Genomic DNA, 15,488 nt, shown 5'->3' on the forward strand with positions numbered 1-15,488 from the left:
GTATCAAAAGGGCATCCACCAAAGTCCATACGGGCGGGGGAGGCTCTTTTTTAATAACTCACATGATAGCAACGCTTGCGATGAAATGAATCATAGCGCAATAAGCGGCACACTTTGGTAAAATAAAACGATACAGGGTTTGACACCATCGGTCAGACTTATAAAACGGGGGGTACATAACGAAAGATGAAGAGGATTATTGATATAGCCAAAGAAGCAGGAATTGAAGAAGAACATCTAGAGACGTATGGAAAATATAAAGCAAAGCTGAACCCGTCCCTGTGGGAGCAGTTAAAGGATCGTCCGAATGGAAAGCTGGTGCTGGTTACGGCGATGAACCCCACGCCAGCGGGAGAAGGCAAAACGCTGACCACCATTGGACTGTCGCAGGCGCTGAATGCGCTGGGGCATAAAACCGTTGCTGCGTTACGTGAGCCGTCCCTTGGCCCTTGCTTCGGCATGAAAGGAGGAGCAACTGGGGGAGGACAAGCCCAGATTGTTCCAGCAGAAGACATTAACCTCCATTTTACAGGTGATATTCACGCGATTTCGGCAGCGCATAATTTGCTGGCAGCGATGATCGATAACCATTTATTTCATGGAAATGCTTTGCGGTTGAAACCCGAGCGGATTGTGTGGAAACGCGCTGTCGATATGAACGACCGGAGTTTACGAAACATTGTAACCGGATTGGGGTCAGGTAATGGAGCAGTGAGAGAAAGTGGTTTTCTGATTACCTCGGCTTCAGAAGTGATGGCCGTATTATGTTTAAGTGAAGATATGGACGATCTTAAAGTGCGATTGGGTCGGATGGTGATTGGTTATAACGAAGATGGCGAAACGGTAACAGCTGAGGAACTACATGCGGTGGAAGGTATGGCTGTGCTGCTTCGGGAAGCATTGAAACCCAATCTGGTGCAGACGTTGGAGGGAACTCCAGTTATTGTGCACGGCGGACCTTTTGCGAATATTGCGCATGGATGCAGTAGTTTGATCGGTACGAAGCTAGCCCTGAAGCTGGGAGAGGTGGTTGTCACGGAGGCTGGGTTCGGGGCTGAGCTGGGGGCAGAAAAGTTTTTTGACATCAAGTGCCGTCAATCCGGTTTGCAGCCAGATGCGGCTCTGTTGGTCGTAACCGCCAAAGCGCTGAAATATAACGGCGGTGTAGCTAAAAATGAGCTGGACGCAGAAAATCTGGAGCAATTGCAACTTGGATTAGCCAACATGAATCGGCATGTACGGAATTTGCAAAAGTTTGGCGTGCCAGTACTGGTAGCGGTCAACCATTTTGTAACAGATAGCGAAGCCGAGCTGGAACTGATTTTCTCGGAATGCCTCAAGCTGGGAGTACCCGTAGAGTTGTCACAGGTGTGGGCACAGGGAAGCCAAGGGGGAGAAAAGCTGGCCCAAAGCCTGCTCAACCTGCTCCAGGAGGACAAAGCCCATTTTGCACCATTGTATGAGCATACCCTTGGTTTGCAAGCGAAGATTAGTGTTATTGCGAAGGAGATTTACGGTGCGGCAGAGGTAGCTTACACTCCTGCGGCCAAACGGGCGTTGGCCGGTATGGAGCAGCTTGGTTTTGGACAACTGCCTGTATGCATGGCCAAAACGCCGTATTCTTTCTCAGATCAACCTTCTCTGCTAGGTGCACCGGAAGGCTTTACCATTCACGTGTCCAGCGTTGCTTTGTCTGCAGGGGCAGGCTTTGTGGTCGTGGAAACAGGCAATACTATGACGATGCCAGGATTACCAAAATCCCCAGCAGCTGAGCATATGTCTCTGGAGGCAGATGGAAGCATTCAAGGTCTAATGTAGTATCTTTAGAAAATGACAGCTTCTCAGGATGAAGTGCCAAGCAGTTTGGGCAGTGCAGTAAGCAGTTTTTGCCGGGTTATGGCATCGCTCCAGTTCCAGCGTTCAGCTTCTACGAAATATACCCGACCTTGACGTACAGCAGGGAGCTGGAGCCACCGCTTGCTTTTCATTAACTGTTCGGTGGATTGTTGGCTTAGGTATTTTGTTTGGTATTCTTATCCATGATTTAGGCTTGATGACCCTCGTAGCCACAACACGGAAAGCCATGAATCGAACCGCTATCAAGTGGGTTACGATCGGTGCAGGCGTGGTTTTGATCGGTTTTTCGATTTATTTTCTGTATGAATTTATGATCACTCTCCAAAAGATTTTATAGCATTACGTAAGGATACGTTCAAGCTTGTCATGCCAGTCTGCATAAATCGAACAAGTCCTTCATAGACATGTACTAATTCATTTAAAACATGTGCTGAAGGGGTTGATGACATGCGCCGGATTTCATGGATGCTCGCCATGGTCATGTGTGTAACGCTGCTGCTGGCCGGGTGCGGCAAGAAGAGCGCGGACGATGTGGTTAAAGATTTGAGTGACGTGGTGAGCGACCTGAACAGCTACCACGGTACAGCTTTGATGACGCTGCATACCGGCGACACGCCGCAGGAATACAAGGTGGATATTTCCTACCGCAAGCCGTCCTATTACCGAATTGCCATGACGAACGAGAAAAAGGATGTTACGCAAATTGTGCTTCGTAATGATGAGGGTGTATTTGTACTAACACCCAGCCTGAACAAAAGCTTCCGTTTCAAAAGCGACTGGCCAAACAATCAGGGTCAAGTATATTTATATGAAACGTTGGTTCGCAGCATTATCGGCGATGCCTCCCGTCAGTTGGCTACCGACGATAAATCCTATGTGTTTGATGTGGCAGCGAATTACAACAGCCATGCGCTGGTGAGACAAAAGATATGGCTGTCCAAAAATGACTATGCACCCACTCAGGTACAGGTGTCTGATGCGAATGCCAAGGTAGTTGTTGATCTGAAATTCGATCAATTTGCTTTTGATACGAAGTTTGACAAGGACTCTTTTGATATGGAGCGGAATATGGCTTCAGGTAAGACGAGTACAGGTAGCGCAGGAGCGCCATCTTCCGGAGCAGTAGATCCCAGTGGTCAGCTTGATCCTTCCGGTGCGATGGATGGGACGACTGGCGTGACGACTGGCGAACCCGGACAAGAGCAGGGGACCGCAGGGGATGCAGTCCAGCAACCGTCAGGGCAAGCCAAGGTGGACGGTACTGCCACAAACGATACGTCCAAACCGGACAAAGCAGCCAACGCAGCCAACGCAGAGAGGCAGCAACAAACCCCGGGCACATCGGATGCTGCAAACGGAACGTCAGCGGGAACAGATGCGGCAGAAGCTGTGATGGGTGAGTTCGGCTTGATCGAACCGTCCTACACGCCAGCCGGAGTACAGATCAAGGATACGCCGGAGCTGGAGGATAATGGTACACATGCCGTGATGCTACGGTATAGTGGAACATATAATTATACCATTGTGGAGGCACGTCCAAAAGATCGGGCGGTCGCACTGGCCGCAGGCGAACTGGTTGATATTGGAGGAAGCTTCGCCGTGCTGACCGGAAGCGAACAGCAGACGATGACCTGGATGAATGACGGAATCGAGTTCAGAATCACCAGTGCTGACCTGCCTGTGAGCGAAATGATACAAATTGCCGCTTCTATACAGGATCAATCGGGTAAATAAAATTTTATAGACGGATGCAGACGGTCTAGAGTGTAAAAATGCTCTGCTGCCGCCCGTATCCGTCTTTTGTTCATTCGCAGTCTAAGATGTGCATCGCTTGTATATCCTGTTCTATTGTAGAGATGGTAGAGGAGGCTGGTAAAGCCCCCCTGCCATTGACAGCCACGTTTTTGAACATTACCATTAACCTTTGGAAGCAAGCACTTTTGCCACACTCCGAATGGTAAAAGGTTATGTTACAGGCTAACAATTGAAGAAGGTGACTGGATTTGCAAGCACAATACAGATCGACCCGGGCCGAAATCAACCTGGATCACCTTGGCGCCAACTATGAAGCTTTTCGCAAGGCATTGCCAGCGGATAAGCTGATACTGGTCTGTGTCAAGGCGAATGCCTACGGACACGGTGCCGTGGAAATTTCAAAGGAATTGGAACGCCTTGGTGCGGATTATTTGAGCGTCGCTTTTCTGGATGAAGCGTTGGAGCTTCGTCATGCGGGGGTTCAGCTACCGATTCTTGTACTCGGCTATACCCCACCGGAAGCTGTACAAACGGCTTGGGAGCATGATATCTCATTGACTGTGTTCAGTGAAGAAGTGCTGGAGGGTATCCGCAGACTGGACTGCCAAGGAAATGAACGCAAGCTGAAGGTGCACATCAAAATAGACAGCGGCATGGGAAGACTGGGTTTGCTGCCTGGAGAAGAGGCTATGGCTTTTGTCCGGCAGGCTCACGAATTAGAGCAGGTGCTGCTGGAAGGCATGTACACCCATTTTGCCCGCGCGGATGAAGAAGACAAAAGCTATACACTGCTACAATATGATCGGTTTCGGGGCGTGGCGGAAGCGCTAAGGGAACAAGGTATCACCATTCCCATTATACATACGGCTAATAGCGCCGCTACCATTGATACCCCTTCTCTTTCCCCCAATATGGTGCGGATTGGTATCAGTATATACGGTCTGTATCCGTCTGATGAGGTTAACCGGCAAGCCATTGAACTGCTGCCTGTATTGTCATTGAAGACGGCGGTGGTTTATACCAAGACGCTTCCTCCCGGCTGGGGAGTTAGCTATGGCACCCGGTATGTGACTTCCAGTGAAGAACGGATCGGTACACTGCCAATCGGCTATGCGGATGGATACTCCCGCATGCTGAGTGGGAAGATCGAAGTATTGATACGCGGTCGCCGCGTCCCGGTACTCGGCACGATTTGCATGGACCAGTGTATGGTATCCTTACAATCTTTCGCAGAAGATGCGGAAGAAATCCAAACCGGCGAAGAGGTTGTTCTCATCGGTCAGCAGTCCGGCGAAACTATCGCGGCGGATGAGCTGGCATCCAAGCTTGGTACGATCCACTATGAGGTGATCTGCATGATCGCAGACAGGGTACCGCGTGTATACACACGAGGCCATGTTCCTGTTATTCGAGTGAACTCGCTTCTTCCAACCCACTGGAATTAATTTCATAACGCAAATTACCGAATAAAAGCAGGAGTTTTCGCAGAACGTCCCGAAATATGTACAAAGGAAAGAAAAGAGCGCTATAACTGTCAAAAGACGCATCAGGCTCCGCTGACACTTGTATTTCGGGGATCAAACGCCTGTACGAAAACGAACTGCGTAGTTTATAATGGAATGCAGCATAGATGATATACGAATATCATATACATTCTTGTATTCCGTTTGAATAAATTACCGGGAATAACGTTATAATGGTACAATGGCGACAAGGTTTTGGGGGTGGAAGAGAAGTTGGCCAATTTGCAGAACACCAAAAGAATAATGATCAGTTTGCCAGATCATCTCTTGCAGGAAGTGGACGGGATCGTAGCTATGGAAAATTCCAACCGCAGTGAATTTATCAGGCAGGCCATGAAGCTGTATGTAGGCGAACGTAAAAAACGTTACATTCGTGAAGCTATGCAGCGTGGATACATGGAAATGGCTAAAATTAACTTGACCATGGCATCCGAAGCCTTTCACGCGGAGGAAGATGCAAACAGCACCTTGGGCCGTACAGTTAGCGGGGTGTAATCCATATTGATCGTAAAGCGCGGCGACGTTTTTTTTGCAGACCTTTCACCCGTAGTCGGTTCCGAGCAAGGTGGCGTCAGACCTGTGCTGATCATTCAAAATGATATCGGCAACCGGTTTAGTCCTACCGTGATCGTGGCAGCTATCACCGCTCAGATTCAGAAGGCAAAGCTGCCTACACACGTGGAAATCGACGCGGCGACGCATGGCTTTGATCGTGATTCTGTTGTTCTTCTGGAGCAAATTCGGACGATCGACAAGCAAAGGCTTACCGACAAAATCACCCACTTAGATGAAGAAACTATGCGCAAAGTGAGCGATTCGCTACAAATCAGTCTCGGTTTGATTGATTTTTAGCGTGATGGAACGACGAGTGAAACGGGAAAAGGGCAGCGCTTGGGCGCTGTCCTTTTGCGTGTCTGATGAAAAATGCAGGTAGGGCTTGCTCTAACGGCACCTGCTGGCGCTTTGAATCATTTTTTGTGATAATGAAAGACATGCTGTATGACAAGAGTTGTGAGGAAGAAGGGATAGGTTTGTCTAACGAGGAAACGAAGACGGAAATCCGGCAGGAGCCGAACGAAGCAGAACGCCAAGAGCGGATTGTCAAACAAGTGGCGAGAGAGCTGTCGCTGGCACTCAAGCAAATCCGGACAACGATCAGTTTGTTGGATGAAGGGAATACAATTCCTTTTATCGCGCGTTATCGTAAGGAAATGACAGGAGAGCTGGATGAAAATCAGCTACGTGAAATTGAAGATCGTGTAGTGTATTTGCGTAATCTGGAGGATCGTAAGGTAGAGGTCATCCGCATTATTGATGAGCAGGGCAAGCTGACGGAAGACCTGCAGGCGGCTATCACCTCTGCGGTTAAACTTCAGGAAGTGGAGGATCTGTACCGTCCGTATCGGCAAAAGCGCAAAACCCGCGCCAGTGTAGCAAAGGAACGGGGACTGGAGCCGCTGTCCATCTGGATCTGGAGCCAGCCGAAGCAGGGCGATGCTCTGAAAGAAGCCGAGTCTTATGTAAATGCGGAACTGGGAGTGGACAGCGCCGAGGCGGCCATCCAAGGAGCCTTGGACATTTTAGCTGAAAATATAGCGGATGATGCGGCTATTCGCCAATGGGTACGCCGATATACGCTGGACCATGGTATGCTGACCTCCGAAGCGAAGGACGCAGAGCAAGAATCTGTGTATGAGAACTACTACAGCTATCGTGAACTCGCTAAGAAAATGCCACCTCATCGTATTCTGGCGATTAATCGCGGGGAGCGGGAAGGCATTCTTAAGGTTGGTCTGGAGGTAGTGCCAGATTCCATTTACAATTACGTGGCAGGCCAAGTGATTAAAGGATCGTCTGTCGTGCAAGATCTGCTGCGCAGTGTCATTGAGGATGCGTATAAAAGACTTATCGCGCCGTCTATCGAGCGTGAAGTGCGCGCTGAAATGACGGAGAAGGGCGAGCAGCAGGCGATCTCCATTTTTGCAGGCAACTTGCGCAGCCTGTTGCTACAGGCTCCGATCAAGGGCCGACGTGTGCTCGGTGTCGATCCGGCCTATCGGACAGGCTGCAAGCTGGCGGTTGTCGATGACACCGGCAAGCTGCTCGAAGTGGCTGTGACGTATCCGACACCACCGAACAACAAGAAGCGCGAGGCTGCTGAAAAGTTCAAGCAGCTGATTGCCCAATACGGGATCGAATTGATTGTCATTGGTAACGGAACCGCTTCGCGCGAGACAGAGCAATTCGTAGCGGAAGTCATCGCGGACATTGGTGACAGCAGTCTAGCGTATCTGATCGTCAATGAGGCGGGCGCAAGCGTATACTCTGCCTCCAAGCTGGCACAGGAGGAATTTCCCGATTTGGACGTGGCCGAGCGCAGTGCGGCTTCCATCGCACGTCGTGTGCAGGACCCGCTGGCTGAGTTGGTCAAGATTGAGCCGAAGGCTATTGGTGTAGGCCAATACCAGCATGATGTGTCGCAGAAACATCTGGATGAAAGCTTAAAGGACGTTGTCGAATCAGCCGTTAACCATGTCGGTGTAGATGTGAACACGGCTTCCTCTGCGCTGTTATCCTATGTAGCAGGGATCAATGCGACGATTGCCAAAAACATCGTTAAGTACCGTGAGGAAAACGGTAAATTCAGCAACCGTCGTCAGTTGCAGAAGGTGCCGCGTCTTGGTGCAAAAACCTACGAGCAATCTGTTGGCTTTATCCGTATACCGGGTGGAGAAAATCCGCTGGATCGCACACCGATTCACCCTGAATCCTATGCTGTCGTAGACCGCCTGTTGGCGGAACTGGCCATCAATGCCCACGATCTAGGCACCAAGGCTGCAACGGAAGCACTGAACGTGTCCAACATTGACGAACTAGCTGCGAAGCTGGAAGTCGGCGTGCCGACACTGAAGGATATTCTGGACAGTCTCCAGCGTCCGGGCCGTGACCCGCGTGACGAGCTGCCGTTACCTGTATTCCGCAAGGATGTGCTGAAGATCGAGGATCTGGCACCGGGTATGGAGCTTCAGGGAACCGTCCGCAATGTCATTGATTTTGGCGCGTTTGTCGATATCGGTATTAAAAGTGACGGGTTGGTTCATATTTCACAGCTGCGCAGTGGCTTCGTAAAGCATCCGATGGATGTCGTATCTGTCGGTGATAACGTAACGGTGTGGGTGTTAAATGTTGATTTGAAAAAAGGCAGGGTTGGTCTGACGATGAAACCTCCTGCAGAGGCGCAATCGCAGGCATAATACTTTAAATAAAACTGTGCAACCTTCTTGTGAAGGGTTAACAAAAGCCGGAATCTCCGAACTGCATCGGAGATTCCGGCTTTCATTTTGGATGCCTTTAGCTTTTACCCGTTGTTGGCATCGAACTCCACGCCAGGTGCTTTATGATAAAAAAACCAACAATCGTTCAACAGTTTAATTTGGCGCCGGTCCTTTTTGTAAAAGGCCCGCATGAGCTGATTGCTGAGCCATTGAGGCAAGCCGATCTCCTCCTCTGCGTTACATCTGTATGCTTAGCATATGGGGTGGGTACCTAAAGTGTGCTTATGAATTGGGGGTTAGACTTCGGTCGTTATTTTATAATATGCTTGTCAGTAAGGAGCAAAGGAGGAGAGACCGTAAGGATGGAGTCCAAGTCCCTGAACAATTCAATGAACCATTCAATGAGCCATTCTATGAGTAATGAAGAGCTTCAAGAATGGGTAGAGCGCATTTCGCTGGAGAGCTTCGGTGTGCCGTTTCGACATCAAGCCACCTTTAATGTACGTCTGTCTTCCACAGGCGGTAGGTATTTTATGAAAAGTCATCATATTGAAATTAATCCACATCAACTCGCAGCTTACGGACGTTCTGAGGTGGAGAAAATTATTAAGCATGAGCTGTGCCATTATCATTTACATTTGCGCGGGATGGGCTATCAGCATCGAGATGCTGACTTCAAAGCATGGTTGGCCCGTGTAGGAGGAAGCAGGCATTGTCAGACTCTGCCGGGAAGAACGGAACGTAAGCCTCAGCCTTATCGTTACAAGCTAGTATGCGTTTCCTGTAAACAGGAGTATATGCGCAAGCGTAAGATGAATCCTCAGCGATATCGCTGTGGGAAATGTGGAGGTAAGCTTCGCCTGCTGGCACTTGACGGCACCCCCTGAATCATGGTAAATTAACCATACTGTAAGATAATTTACAGTAATGTTCCCTGATAGCTCAGTTGGTAGAGCACTCGACTGTTAATCGAGTTGTCACAGGTTCGAGTCCTGTTCGGGGAGCCATGGAGAGGTACCCAAGTGGCTATAAGGGGACCCTCTGCTAAGGGGTTAGGCTGCGAAAGCGGTGCGAGGGTTCGAATCCCTCTCTCTCCGTTGGTATTTTAAGTAGAAAAAGGACGCTCGTATGCATTGTAATGATGCTTGCGAGCGTCCTTTTTGTCTAGATCTGCTTTGAAAATAACGGTGGACTGAAATTCGTTTAAATGGAGAGACGAACGTGCTGCGTACGCCATGAAGCGACGTCAACCTGTCTTGTAAGCAGCCAATGACTTCTATTTCACAGTGTCAGCCTCAACTGTCTTAAGTATGTTCAACAGAGCATGAGCGACGCCATCTTCCGTATTAGTCAGAGTCACTTCGGAGCAGACGGCCTTAATGTCGTCTTTTGCATTGCCCATGGCAATGCCTCTTCCTGCCATTGTCAGCATGGAGATATCGTTGTAACTGTCCCCAATCGCTACAGCTTCCTGCATGGGAATGCTCAGATGATTCGCCAGATAACGCAATGCATTACCTTTAGACGCGTCCTTATGCTCGACTTCAAAGTTACGGTCTGAAGAGATGACCATGTTCAGGCCCTGAAAACTTTGGTAACGCTCACGGCCCCGATCCAATTTGGCTTGATCAAAGGAGAAACAGAGCACGTTATAAATCTCTACATCCAGTGGAATGTCCTCATATGAAGCGATGCGGGTATGTCCGGTCTGTTCATATTGTTTTTCGGCTGCGTGTAATAATGTATCCAGCAAAATATCCGGGTTGGCGCTCAGCGATCGATCCATTTCAACAGCAAGTAGCTGATGTCCGTTTTGTGGAGAATAAATAGCGCGGTCTGTCATGACCTCATAGTAAAAGTCGTTATCGTGCAGCCAGCTCAGCACTTCAAACGTTTCACTGCGGCCCATAGGAGTAGAGGTTAACTGACGACGATGCACATCGTGTACGGTTGCGCCGTTTGCTCCAATGACGGGAGTTATAAGTTCTGCTTCCTCTAGCTTTGTCCAGGCGTCATAAGCGGCTCTACCAGTGGCAATTGTCACCTGAACGCCTTGCTTTTGTGCTTGGCGTATAGCCTCCGCGTTCACTTTGCTTATTTTTCCTTCCTCGTTCAGCAGTGTTCCATCCATATCAATCGCAAACAGTTTCATTTCTCTCCAACTCCTGTCTTTCGATATCTCTGTGATAAATCTTGAGTTCTAGCTAAGCAGTCTCATATTTTATGAGGGGACAACAACTTCAATATCATGATGTTGCAAAATTTCCAGCATTGCTGGTTCTGGCAAGCGATCGGTGATCACGATATTAACTTCAGATAAATCAGCAAAACGATACGGGAAATTAATTCCGAATTTCGAATGGTCCGCAAGGATGATCACCTGATCCGCCTGTTTCATCATCTGATGCTTCAGCATACCGTCTTCTTCATGAATCAGGCTTAGTCCGTGGGATGATATGCCTCCAATCCCGATAAAAGCTTTGTCTACAAAATAGTGAGACAAAGTGGCGATTACGGACGAGCCATATACATACCGGTGCTCTTTTTGCAGGCGGCCTCCCAACAGATGAATGGAGACACCGTCTTTTCCAGATAGTACGTCGGCCTGATTAATTGAATTGGTGATAACCGAACATTCCTGCACATTCAGTCTTTCTGCACACGCCTGTACGGTGGTAGAGGAATCCAATATAATACGATCCCTATCTCGTACCATGTTGGCAGCCAATTGTCCGATCACTTGTTTCTCCTCAGATACAGTAAGCAGTCTTTCGTTATAATTTCCAATTGGATCGTGATGCAGTTTAGGGAGAAGGGCGCCGCCGCGGGTGCGAATAATTTTTTGATGCTCCTCAAGTTTTACCAGGTCTCGACGGGCCGTATCCCGTGAAACATTAAAAATTTCACAAATATCATCCACCGAAATACGCTTGTGAAGCTGTAAGTAATCAACGATTTTTAACATTCGTTCTTCCTGATACATAGAAAGCTCCTCTGATATATAATGATTTCGGTATCCCGTAAGTGATTATAAGTAAATGTAAGTGATATTGCAATCATTTATCATGATTTTTCAGGGATTAAATGATTCTAGATAAGTTAATGTAAGTGGACATGCATTTTGTAATGATAAAAACTGCTTTTTTTAAAATTTCAAAAATAAGTATTGCCATTTGTTATTCTATTTGATATACTCTTTCTTGTCGCCAAGTTGGCGCATAATAAGGCCCGTTGGTCAAGGGGTTAAGACACCTCCCTTTCACGGAGGTAACAGGGGTTCGAATCCCCTACGGGTCATTGTTGTCTTTATAGACTACATGTTGCATGCTTAAGGGAAATTCCTGAGGTCTGGTCTAATGGCGGACAGCTTGGATGAACAGCATGAGCCATTAGCTCAGTTGGTAGAGCACCTGACTTTTAATCAGGGTGTCGAAGGTTCGAGTCCTTCATGGCTCACCATTTATATTTTGTTATGCGGTCGTGGTGGAATGGCAGACACGCTATCTTGAGGGGGTAGTGAGCGTACGCTCGTGGAGGTTCGAGTCCTCTCGACCGCATCAATGGAATGAACGGAAAAGTCTCTCACGGTAGAGGCTTTTTTTATTTGTGTAATGATGTAATAAAGTAATGATTATGATGAAATAATGATTCCATAGTATAATATAACGCCATAATGTTATAGAATGATAAGTATAAACTTATGAAGTGACGGTGAAAAATATGGACACTCAACTGTTAGGAAATATATCAGAAAATATTTTGGGCTTGTTTCCGATTGTGAAGAAGAAATTTTTCACCTACGGTCCGCTCGATTTCCCATTACACTTGTCGCCTAATAACTTTCAGGTGCTAATGCTCCTGCGTGAAGTACGTTCGTCTACGGTATCAGATTTGTCCAAACAGCTCAATGTCTCACGTCCGAACATGACTCCTCTTCTGGACAAACTGGTGGAGCATGGGTTGGCTGACCGCCAGTCGTGTGATTCGGATCGCAGAGTCGTGAATGTGGCGATTACACAGGAAGGCGATGCTTTTTGTGAACAGGTATTTCATACCTTCTCCAATAAAATTCAAGAAAGACTGGTGTATCTGCCAGAAGAAGATTTATTGCATCTGAGTGAAACTTTGAATGAATTGAAGCATATTTTACTTAAAATCGACAACTCTGCTACGTGATTGGCGTAAGTGGACTGGCTTAAAGACCGCCCTTTCTTCGGAAAACAGGCGGTTTTTGTTGCTCGTTGTGGTATAATGGAAACCAACATACATAATTCGGTAATTTTAGCATACGTGATCTTTGAAATGGGAACAGAGAACATGATATCGTTATTTGAGAGCCTGCTAGGGAGGAAGGAACTTCTATGCAATCTATTTACCATCGCATCGAGGAACTCATCAAGGAACGGGGAATGACGAAAAAGGCGTTCTGCCAGCAGTTAGGCATTAGTACAGGGAACTTCGGGGATTGGAAAAGAGGAAAAACGACGCCGGGCACGAATAAACTCATTGAAATCGCTTCTTTTTTTGATGCGAGTCTGGACTGGATTATGCTGGGTCGAGATATACAGGGTGAGGTGCTAAAGGAGTCGCAAGACCCTTATTTTTTTGACGCTTCAGGGCAACTGAATTGCCAGGAGGAACCGCTTAGTGAGGCGGAAAGAAATTTTATACTTGAGTATATTGAATTTACCCGCTTTCGTAAAGAGAAAAACCAGCGCAATTCTACTATGGGGTAATGGTTGCTTAGGATTTGATGGGGATTACTAATGAGTAAGGCTGAAAAATGAAAATTATTTTTGAAAAAGTTACTGTTTCGGAGGGGAAACATTTTGGGAGATCAAACTATTTATCAGCGGATTGAAGCTTTGATTAAAGATCGGGGAATGACCAAGAAGGCATTTTGTGAAAAACTTAAAATCAGTTCAGGGAATCTCGGTGATTGGAGAAGGGGGAAAACAACGCCGGGTACCACTCATTTAATTCAGATTTCGGACTTTTTTAATGTATCGCTCGATTGGTTAATGAAAGGGATTAAGCCGGGAGAAGGCGTACTTCAGGAGCAGAAGGCTGCTTATTTTTTTGGAGTGATGGGGCCACTGAATTGCCAGGCAGAGGATCTTGAGACGGAAGAACAGAATTTTATTTTAGAATATGTTGAATTTGCGAAATATCGTAAACAAAAAAGTGAGAAGGATAAAACAAAGCCGGAATGATTTTTTGGCTAAAGATTGTCTGGGTTGAAAACCCGTAAACGAACTGGAGGGGTTCGCTTTACGGGTTTATTTGGTTTCTTGGTGATATGGAATGACCTGTATGTAACTGGAATGCTTGTTGGATTTAGAGTGGTGATGCCTCCTTATAATCGTTATCGTCGATGTTCAGAATTGCAGCAACTTGTTTTCTGTACCTTTGTGCTTTGCGGGTGCCGTGAATCAGATTGGACAAGCGTGAAGGCGGAATATTGTGAGTCTCACAAAATGTTTTCTGATCCAGTCGAAGTTCGACAAGCCGTTGTTTGATGGCCCACCCGAAGGAGGTGACAGGCATTTTGTTGTTCAAAAGAAATCGCCCCTTACGGATTCTTACGGAATAATTGGTGTGTTATAATAATCATCAGTAAACATGTTAGAATTAACCATCTGAAACTATGATACACTTTTATACGTGTTTTTACAATCGTAAATACGTTATTTTGTCAAATTAATTACTTAGTTAAGTGCCAAGTGGTTCTGATAATCCGTAAGGGGGCAACATTAATGCATAGTTCAGCAAGCGGTTATCTTTATACAGGACGGTATTATTATCGCTCATATATGTAAGTTAAAATAATTATAATATTTTTGTTTACAAATAGTTGATGAGAGAGTATAATAAATCTGTTGCCTCAATACATTATGATTTGCGGTCGTGGTGGAATGGCAGACACGCTATCTTGAGGGGGTAGTGGGCGTACGCCCGTGGAGGTTCGAGTCCTCTCGACCGCATTATATGCAAGACCTAGTTAAAAAAGCATCCTGACACGGTTTACGTGAAAGGGTGCTTTTTTTGTTAAGTATTTTTCGTTATATTCTTTAGTCACGGAAGCCACGGTTGCAACAGGTCGTTTATTAACTGTGATAATGAAGAATGTCAGTTTTGCTGCAAAAGCTTCTCTATATCTCCCGCCAGCTTATCTGGCGTGGTTTGCGGTGCATAGCGCTTAAATACGTTACCTTCTCTTGTAATTAAGAATTTAGTGAAATTCCATTTGATCGCTTTGGACCCTAATACCCCCGGAGCTGTTTGGGTCAGGTAGCGAAATAAGGGGTGTGCTTGATCGCCATTGACATCTGTCTTGGCGAACATCGGAAAGGTGACACCATAATTGATCTGGCAAAACTCGGAGATCTCCTCATTGGAACCTGGCTCTTGTTTGGCAAACTGGTTGCTGGGAAATCCCAAAATTTCGAGCCCCTGTTCATGATACTGGTCATATAGCTCTTGTAGCGCTTTGTATTGGGGGGTTAACCCACATTTGCTGGCAGTGTTCACGATAAGCAGAACGTTCCCTTCAAATGTGGATAACGGAATTTGTTTCCCTTGCAGGGTTTGCGCATCATATTCATAAACGGTCATAGCATCTCTCCTCATTCAATATTCAGCAATTAAATTTTAGACAATTTAAAGAAGGGTTGCAAGCCTGGAAAAGCTGTATAAAGCCTTCAGGCGCTGTAAAATCGTATTTTGCTCAAAACAGTAAATCGCACCGCAAATGGAGCGAATTAAGTTGTTTCTTCTTATAAAAGCGGGTTAAATCGGTGTTTAGCTGGTACATATAGCGTATTTTCTTCTCTTTTTACAAAAAAAGGCCAATAACGCTTTACCCTACGCCAATATTGACATGCTTGTCATTTTCAAAAAGGGATGAAAAACAGAGATTAAAGGAGATGTGAGAAGCATAGTTGCATTGTAAGCGTTATTATTAATCTTCTATGCTCTAAAGCCCGATTTATAACCCTGCAGTTGAGCTTTACAGTCTTCCATGCGCGGGTGTATGATTCAAGACGTAATTTCAAATTAACTTGAATGAAGCAACAAC

Annotated in this window: 15 protein-coding genes and 6 tRNA genes; 16 read left to right on the forward strand and 5 right to left on the reverse strand. The window is 46.7% G+C overall.

Translation table 11 applies throughout. From position 1 onward, the window contains the following. Positions 1-186 precede the first annotated feature (186 nt). The 6 genes from G9G53_RS01475 to G9G53_RS01505 all read left to right on the forward strand — a co-directional run bounded on the left by G9G53_RS01475 (position 187) and on the right by G9G53_RS01505 (position 8,389). Positions 187-1,818 (forward strand): formate--tetrahydrofolate ligase, encoded by a 1,632-nt coding sequence (locus G9G53_RS01475; RefSeq protein WP_165144898.1) that lies wholly within the window; start codon positions 187-189, stop codon positions 1,816-1,818. Between the two features lie 486 nt (positions 1,819-2,304). Beyond that, positions 2,305-3,591: an outer membrane lipoprotein-sorting protein gene (locus G9G53_RS01485; RefSeq protein ID WP_165144901.1), complete on the forward strand. Its 1,287-nt coding sequence runs from the start codon at positions 2,305-2,307 to the stop codon at positions 3,589-3,591. A 269-nt stretch (positions 3,592-3,860) separates the two neighbouring features. Further along, positions 3,861-5,057: an alanine racemase gene (gene alr / locus G9G53_RS01490; RefSeq protein ID WP_039269622.1), complete on the forward strand. Its 1,197-nt coding sequence runs from the start codon at positions 3,861-3,863 to the stop codon at positions 5,055-5,057. 291 nt (positions 5,058-5,348) lie between these two features. Next, the gene (locus tag G9G53_RS01495; RefSeq protein ID WP_007429334.1) at positions 5,349-5,630 is read left to right on the forward strand and encodes a CopG family ribbon-helix-helix protein; all 282 of its coding nucleotides are present in this window, start codon (positions 5,349-5,351) and stop codon (positions 5,628-5,630) included. Between the two features lie 6 nt (positions 5,631-5,636). After that, the gene (locus G9G53_RS01500; protein WP_007429335.1) at positions 5,637-5,987 is read left to right on the forward strand and encodes a type II toxin-antitoxin system PemK/MazF family toxin; all 351 of its coding nucleotides are present in this window, start codon (positions 5,637-5,639) and stop codon (positions 5,985-5,987) included. 179 nt (positions 5,988-6,166) lie between these two features. Continuing rightward, positions 6,167-8,389, forward strand: a complete 2,223-nt coding sequence (locus G9G53_RS01505; protein ID WP_039269623.1) for a Tex family protein — start codon at positions 6,167-6,169, stop codon at positions 8,387-8,389. Positions 8,390-8,493: 104 nt separating this feature from the next. Here G9G53_RS01505 and cmpA read toward each other — a convergent pair whose 3' ends face one another. Further along, entirely contained in the window at positions 8,494-8,628 is a 135-nt protein-coding gene (cmpA, locus tag G9G53_RS01510) for a cortex morphogenetic protein CmpA (protein ID WP_007429337.1), read from the reverse strand. Positions 8,629-8,772: 144 nt separating this feature from the next. Here cmpA and G9G53_RS01515 point away from each other — a divergent pair, with 144 nt between their 5' ends. From G9G53_RS01515 to G9G53_RS01525, 3 genes are all read left to right on the forward strand, one after another. Continuing rightward, on the forward strand, positions 8,773-9,297 hold the full coding sequence (locus tag G9G53_RS01515; RefSeq protein WP_029516345.1) for a SprT family protein: 525 nt from the start codon (positions 8,773-8,775) through the stop codon (positions 9,295-9,297). A gap of 44 nt (positions 9,298-9,341) precedes the next feature. Beyond that, positions 9,342-9,417: transfer RNA gene (locus G9G53_RS01520), tRNA-Asn, on the forward strand. Position 9,418: 1 nt separating this feature from the next. Then, a tRNA-Ser gene (locus G9G53_RS01525) sits at positions 9,419-9,507 on the forward strand. A gap of 179 nt (positions 9,508-9,686) precedes the next feature. On the opposite strand, the gene G9G53_RS01530 is transcribed toward G9G53_RS01525, so the two are convergent. Further along, the gene (locus G9G53_RS01530) at positions 9,687-10,562 is read right to left on the reverse strand and encodes a Cof-type HAD-IIB family hydrolase (protein WP_165144904.1); all 876 of its coding nucleotides are present in this window, start codon (positions 10,560-10,562) and stop codon (positions 9,687-9,689) included. A gap of 69 nt (positions 10,563-10,631) precedes the next feature. Then, positions 10,632-11,393 (reverse strand): DeoR/GlpR family DNA-binding transcription regulator, encoded by a 762-nt coding sequence (locus tag G9G53_RS01535; protein WP_029516347.1) that lies wholly within the window; start codon positions 11,391-11,393, stop codon positions 10,632-10,634. A gap of 242 nt (positions 11,394-11,635) precedes the next feature. Between G9G53_RS01535 and G9G53_RS01540 the strand changes: the two genes are divergently transcribed. From G9G53_RS01540 to G9G53_RS01565, 6 genes are all read left to right on the forward strand, one after another. Further along, positions 11,636-11,707 (forward strand) — tRNA-Glu (locus G9G53_RS01540). An 86-nt stretch (positions 11,708-11,793) separates the two neighbouring features. Continuing rightward, positions 11,794-11,869, forward strand: a tRNA-Lys gene (locus tag G9G53_RS01545). A 15-nt stretch (positions 11,870-11,884) separates the two neighbouring features. Continuing rightward, positions 11,885-11,967: transfer RNA gene (locus G9G53_RS01550), tRNA-Leu, on the forward strand. Positions 11,968-12,130: 163 nt separating this feature from the next. Next, entirely contained in the window at positions 12,131-12,586 is a 456-nt protein-coding gene (locus G9G53_RS01555) for a MarR family winged helix-turn-helix transcriptional regulator (protein WP_023987598.1), read from the forward strand. A 185-nt stretch (positions 12,587-12,771) separates the two neighbouring features. Next, positions 12,772-13,146 (forward strand): helix-turn-helix domain-containing protein, encoded by a 375-nt coding sequence (locus tag G9G53_RS01560; RefSeq protein WP_029516348.1) that lies wholly within the window; start codon positions 12,772-12,774, stop codon positions 13,144-13,146. A 93-nt stretch (positions 13,147-13,239) separates the two neighbouring features. Then, positions 13,240-13,623 (forward strand): helix-turn-helix domain-containing protein, encoded by a 384-nt coding sequence (locus G9G53_RS01565; RefSeq protein ID WP_013309253.1) that lies wholly within the window; start codon positions 13,240-13,242, stop codon positions 13,621-13,623. A gap of 124 nt (positions 13,624-13,747) precedes the next feature. Here the strand turns inward: G9G53_RS01565 and G9G53_RS01570 are convergent, their stop codons facing one another. After that, positions 13,748-13,969 (reverse strand): hypothetical protein, encoded by a 222-nt coding sequence (locus G9G53_RS01570; protein ID WP_029516349.1) that lies wholly within the window; start codon positions 13,967-13,969, stop codon positions 13,748-13,750. A gap of 342 nt (positions 13,970-14,311) precedes the next feature. On the opposite strand from G9G53_RS01570, the gene G9G53_RS01575 reads away from it, so the two are divergent. Next, positions 14,312-14,394 (forward strand) — tRNA-Leu (locus tag G9G53_RS01575). A 145-nt stretch (positions 14,395-14,539) separates the two neighbouring features. Here the strand turns inward: G9G53_RS01575 and G9G53_RS01580 are convergent. Next, on the reverse strand, positions 14,540-15,025 hold the full coding sequence (locus tag G9G53_RS01580; protein WP_029516350.1) for a glutathione peroxidase: 486 nt from the start codon (positions 15,023-15,025) through the stop codon (positions 14,540-14,542). Positions 15,026-15,488 lie beyond the last annotated feature (463 nt).

Source organism: Paenibacillus sp. EKM206P (assembly GCF_011066155.1).
Taxonomy (GTDB): Bacteria; Bacillota; Bacilli; order Paenibacillales; family Paenibacillaceae; genus Paenibacillus; species Paenibacillus polymyxa_D.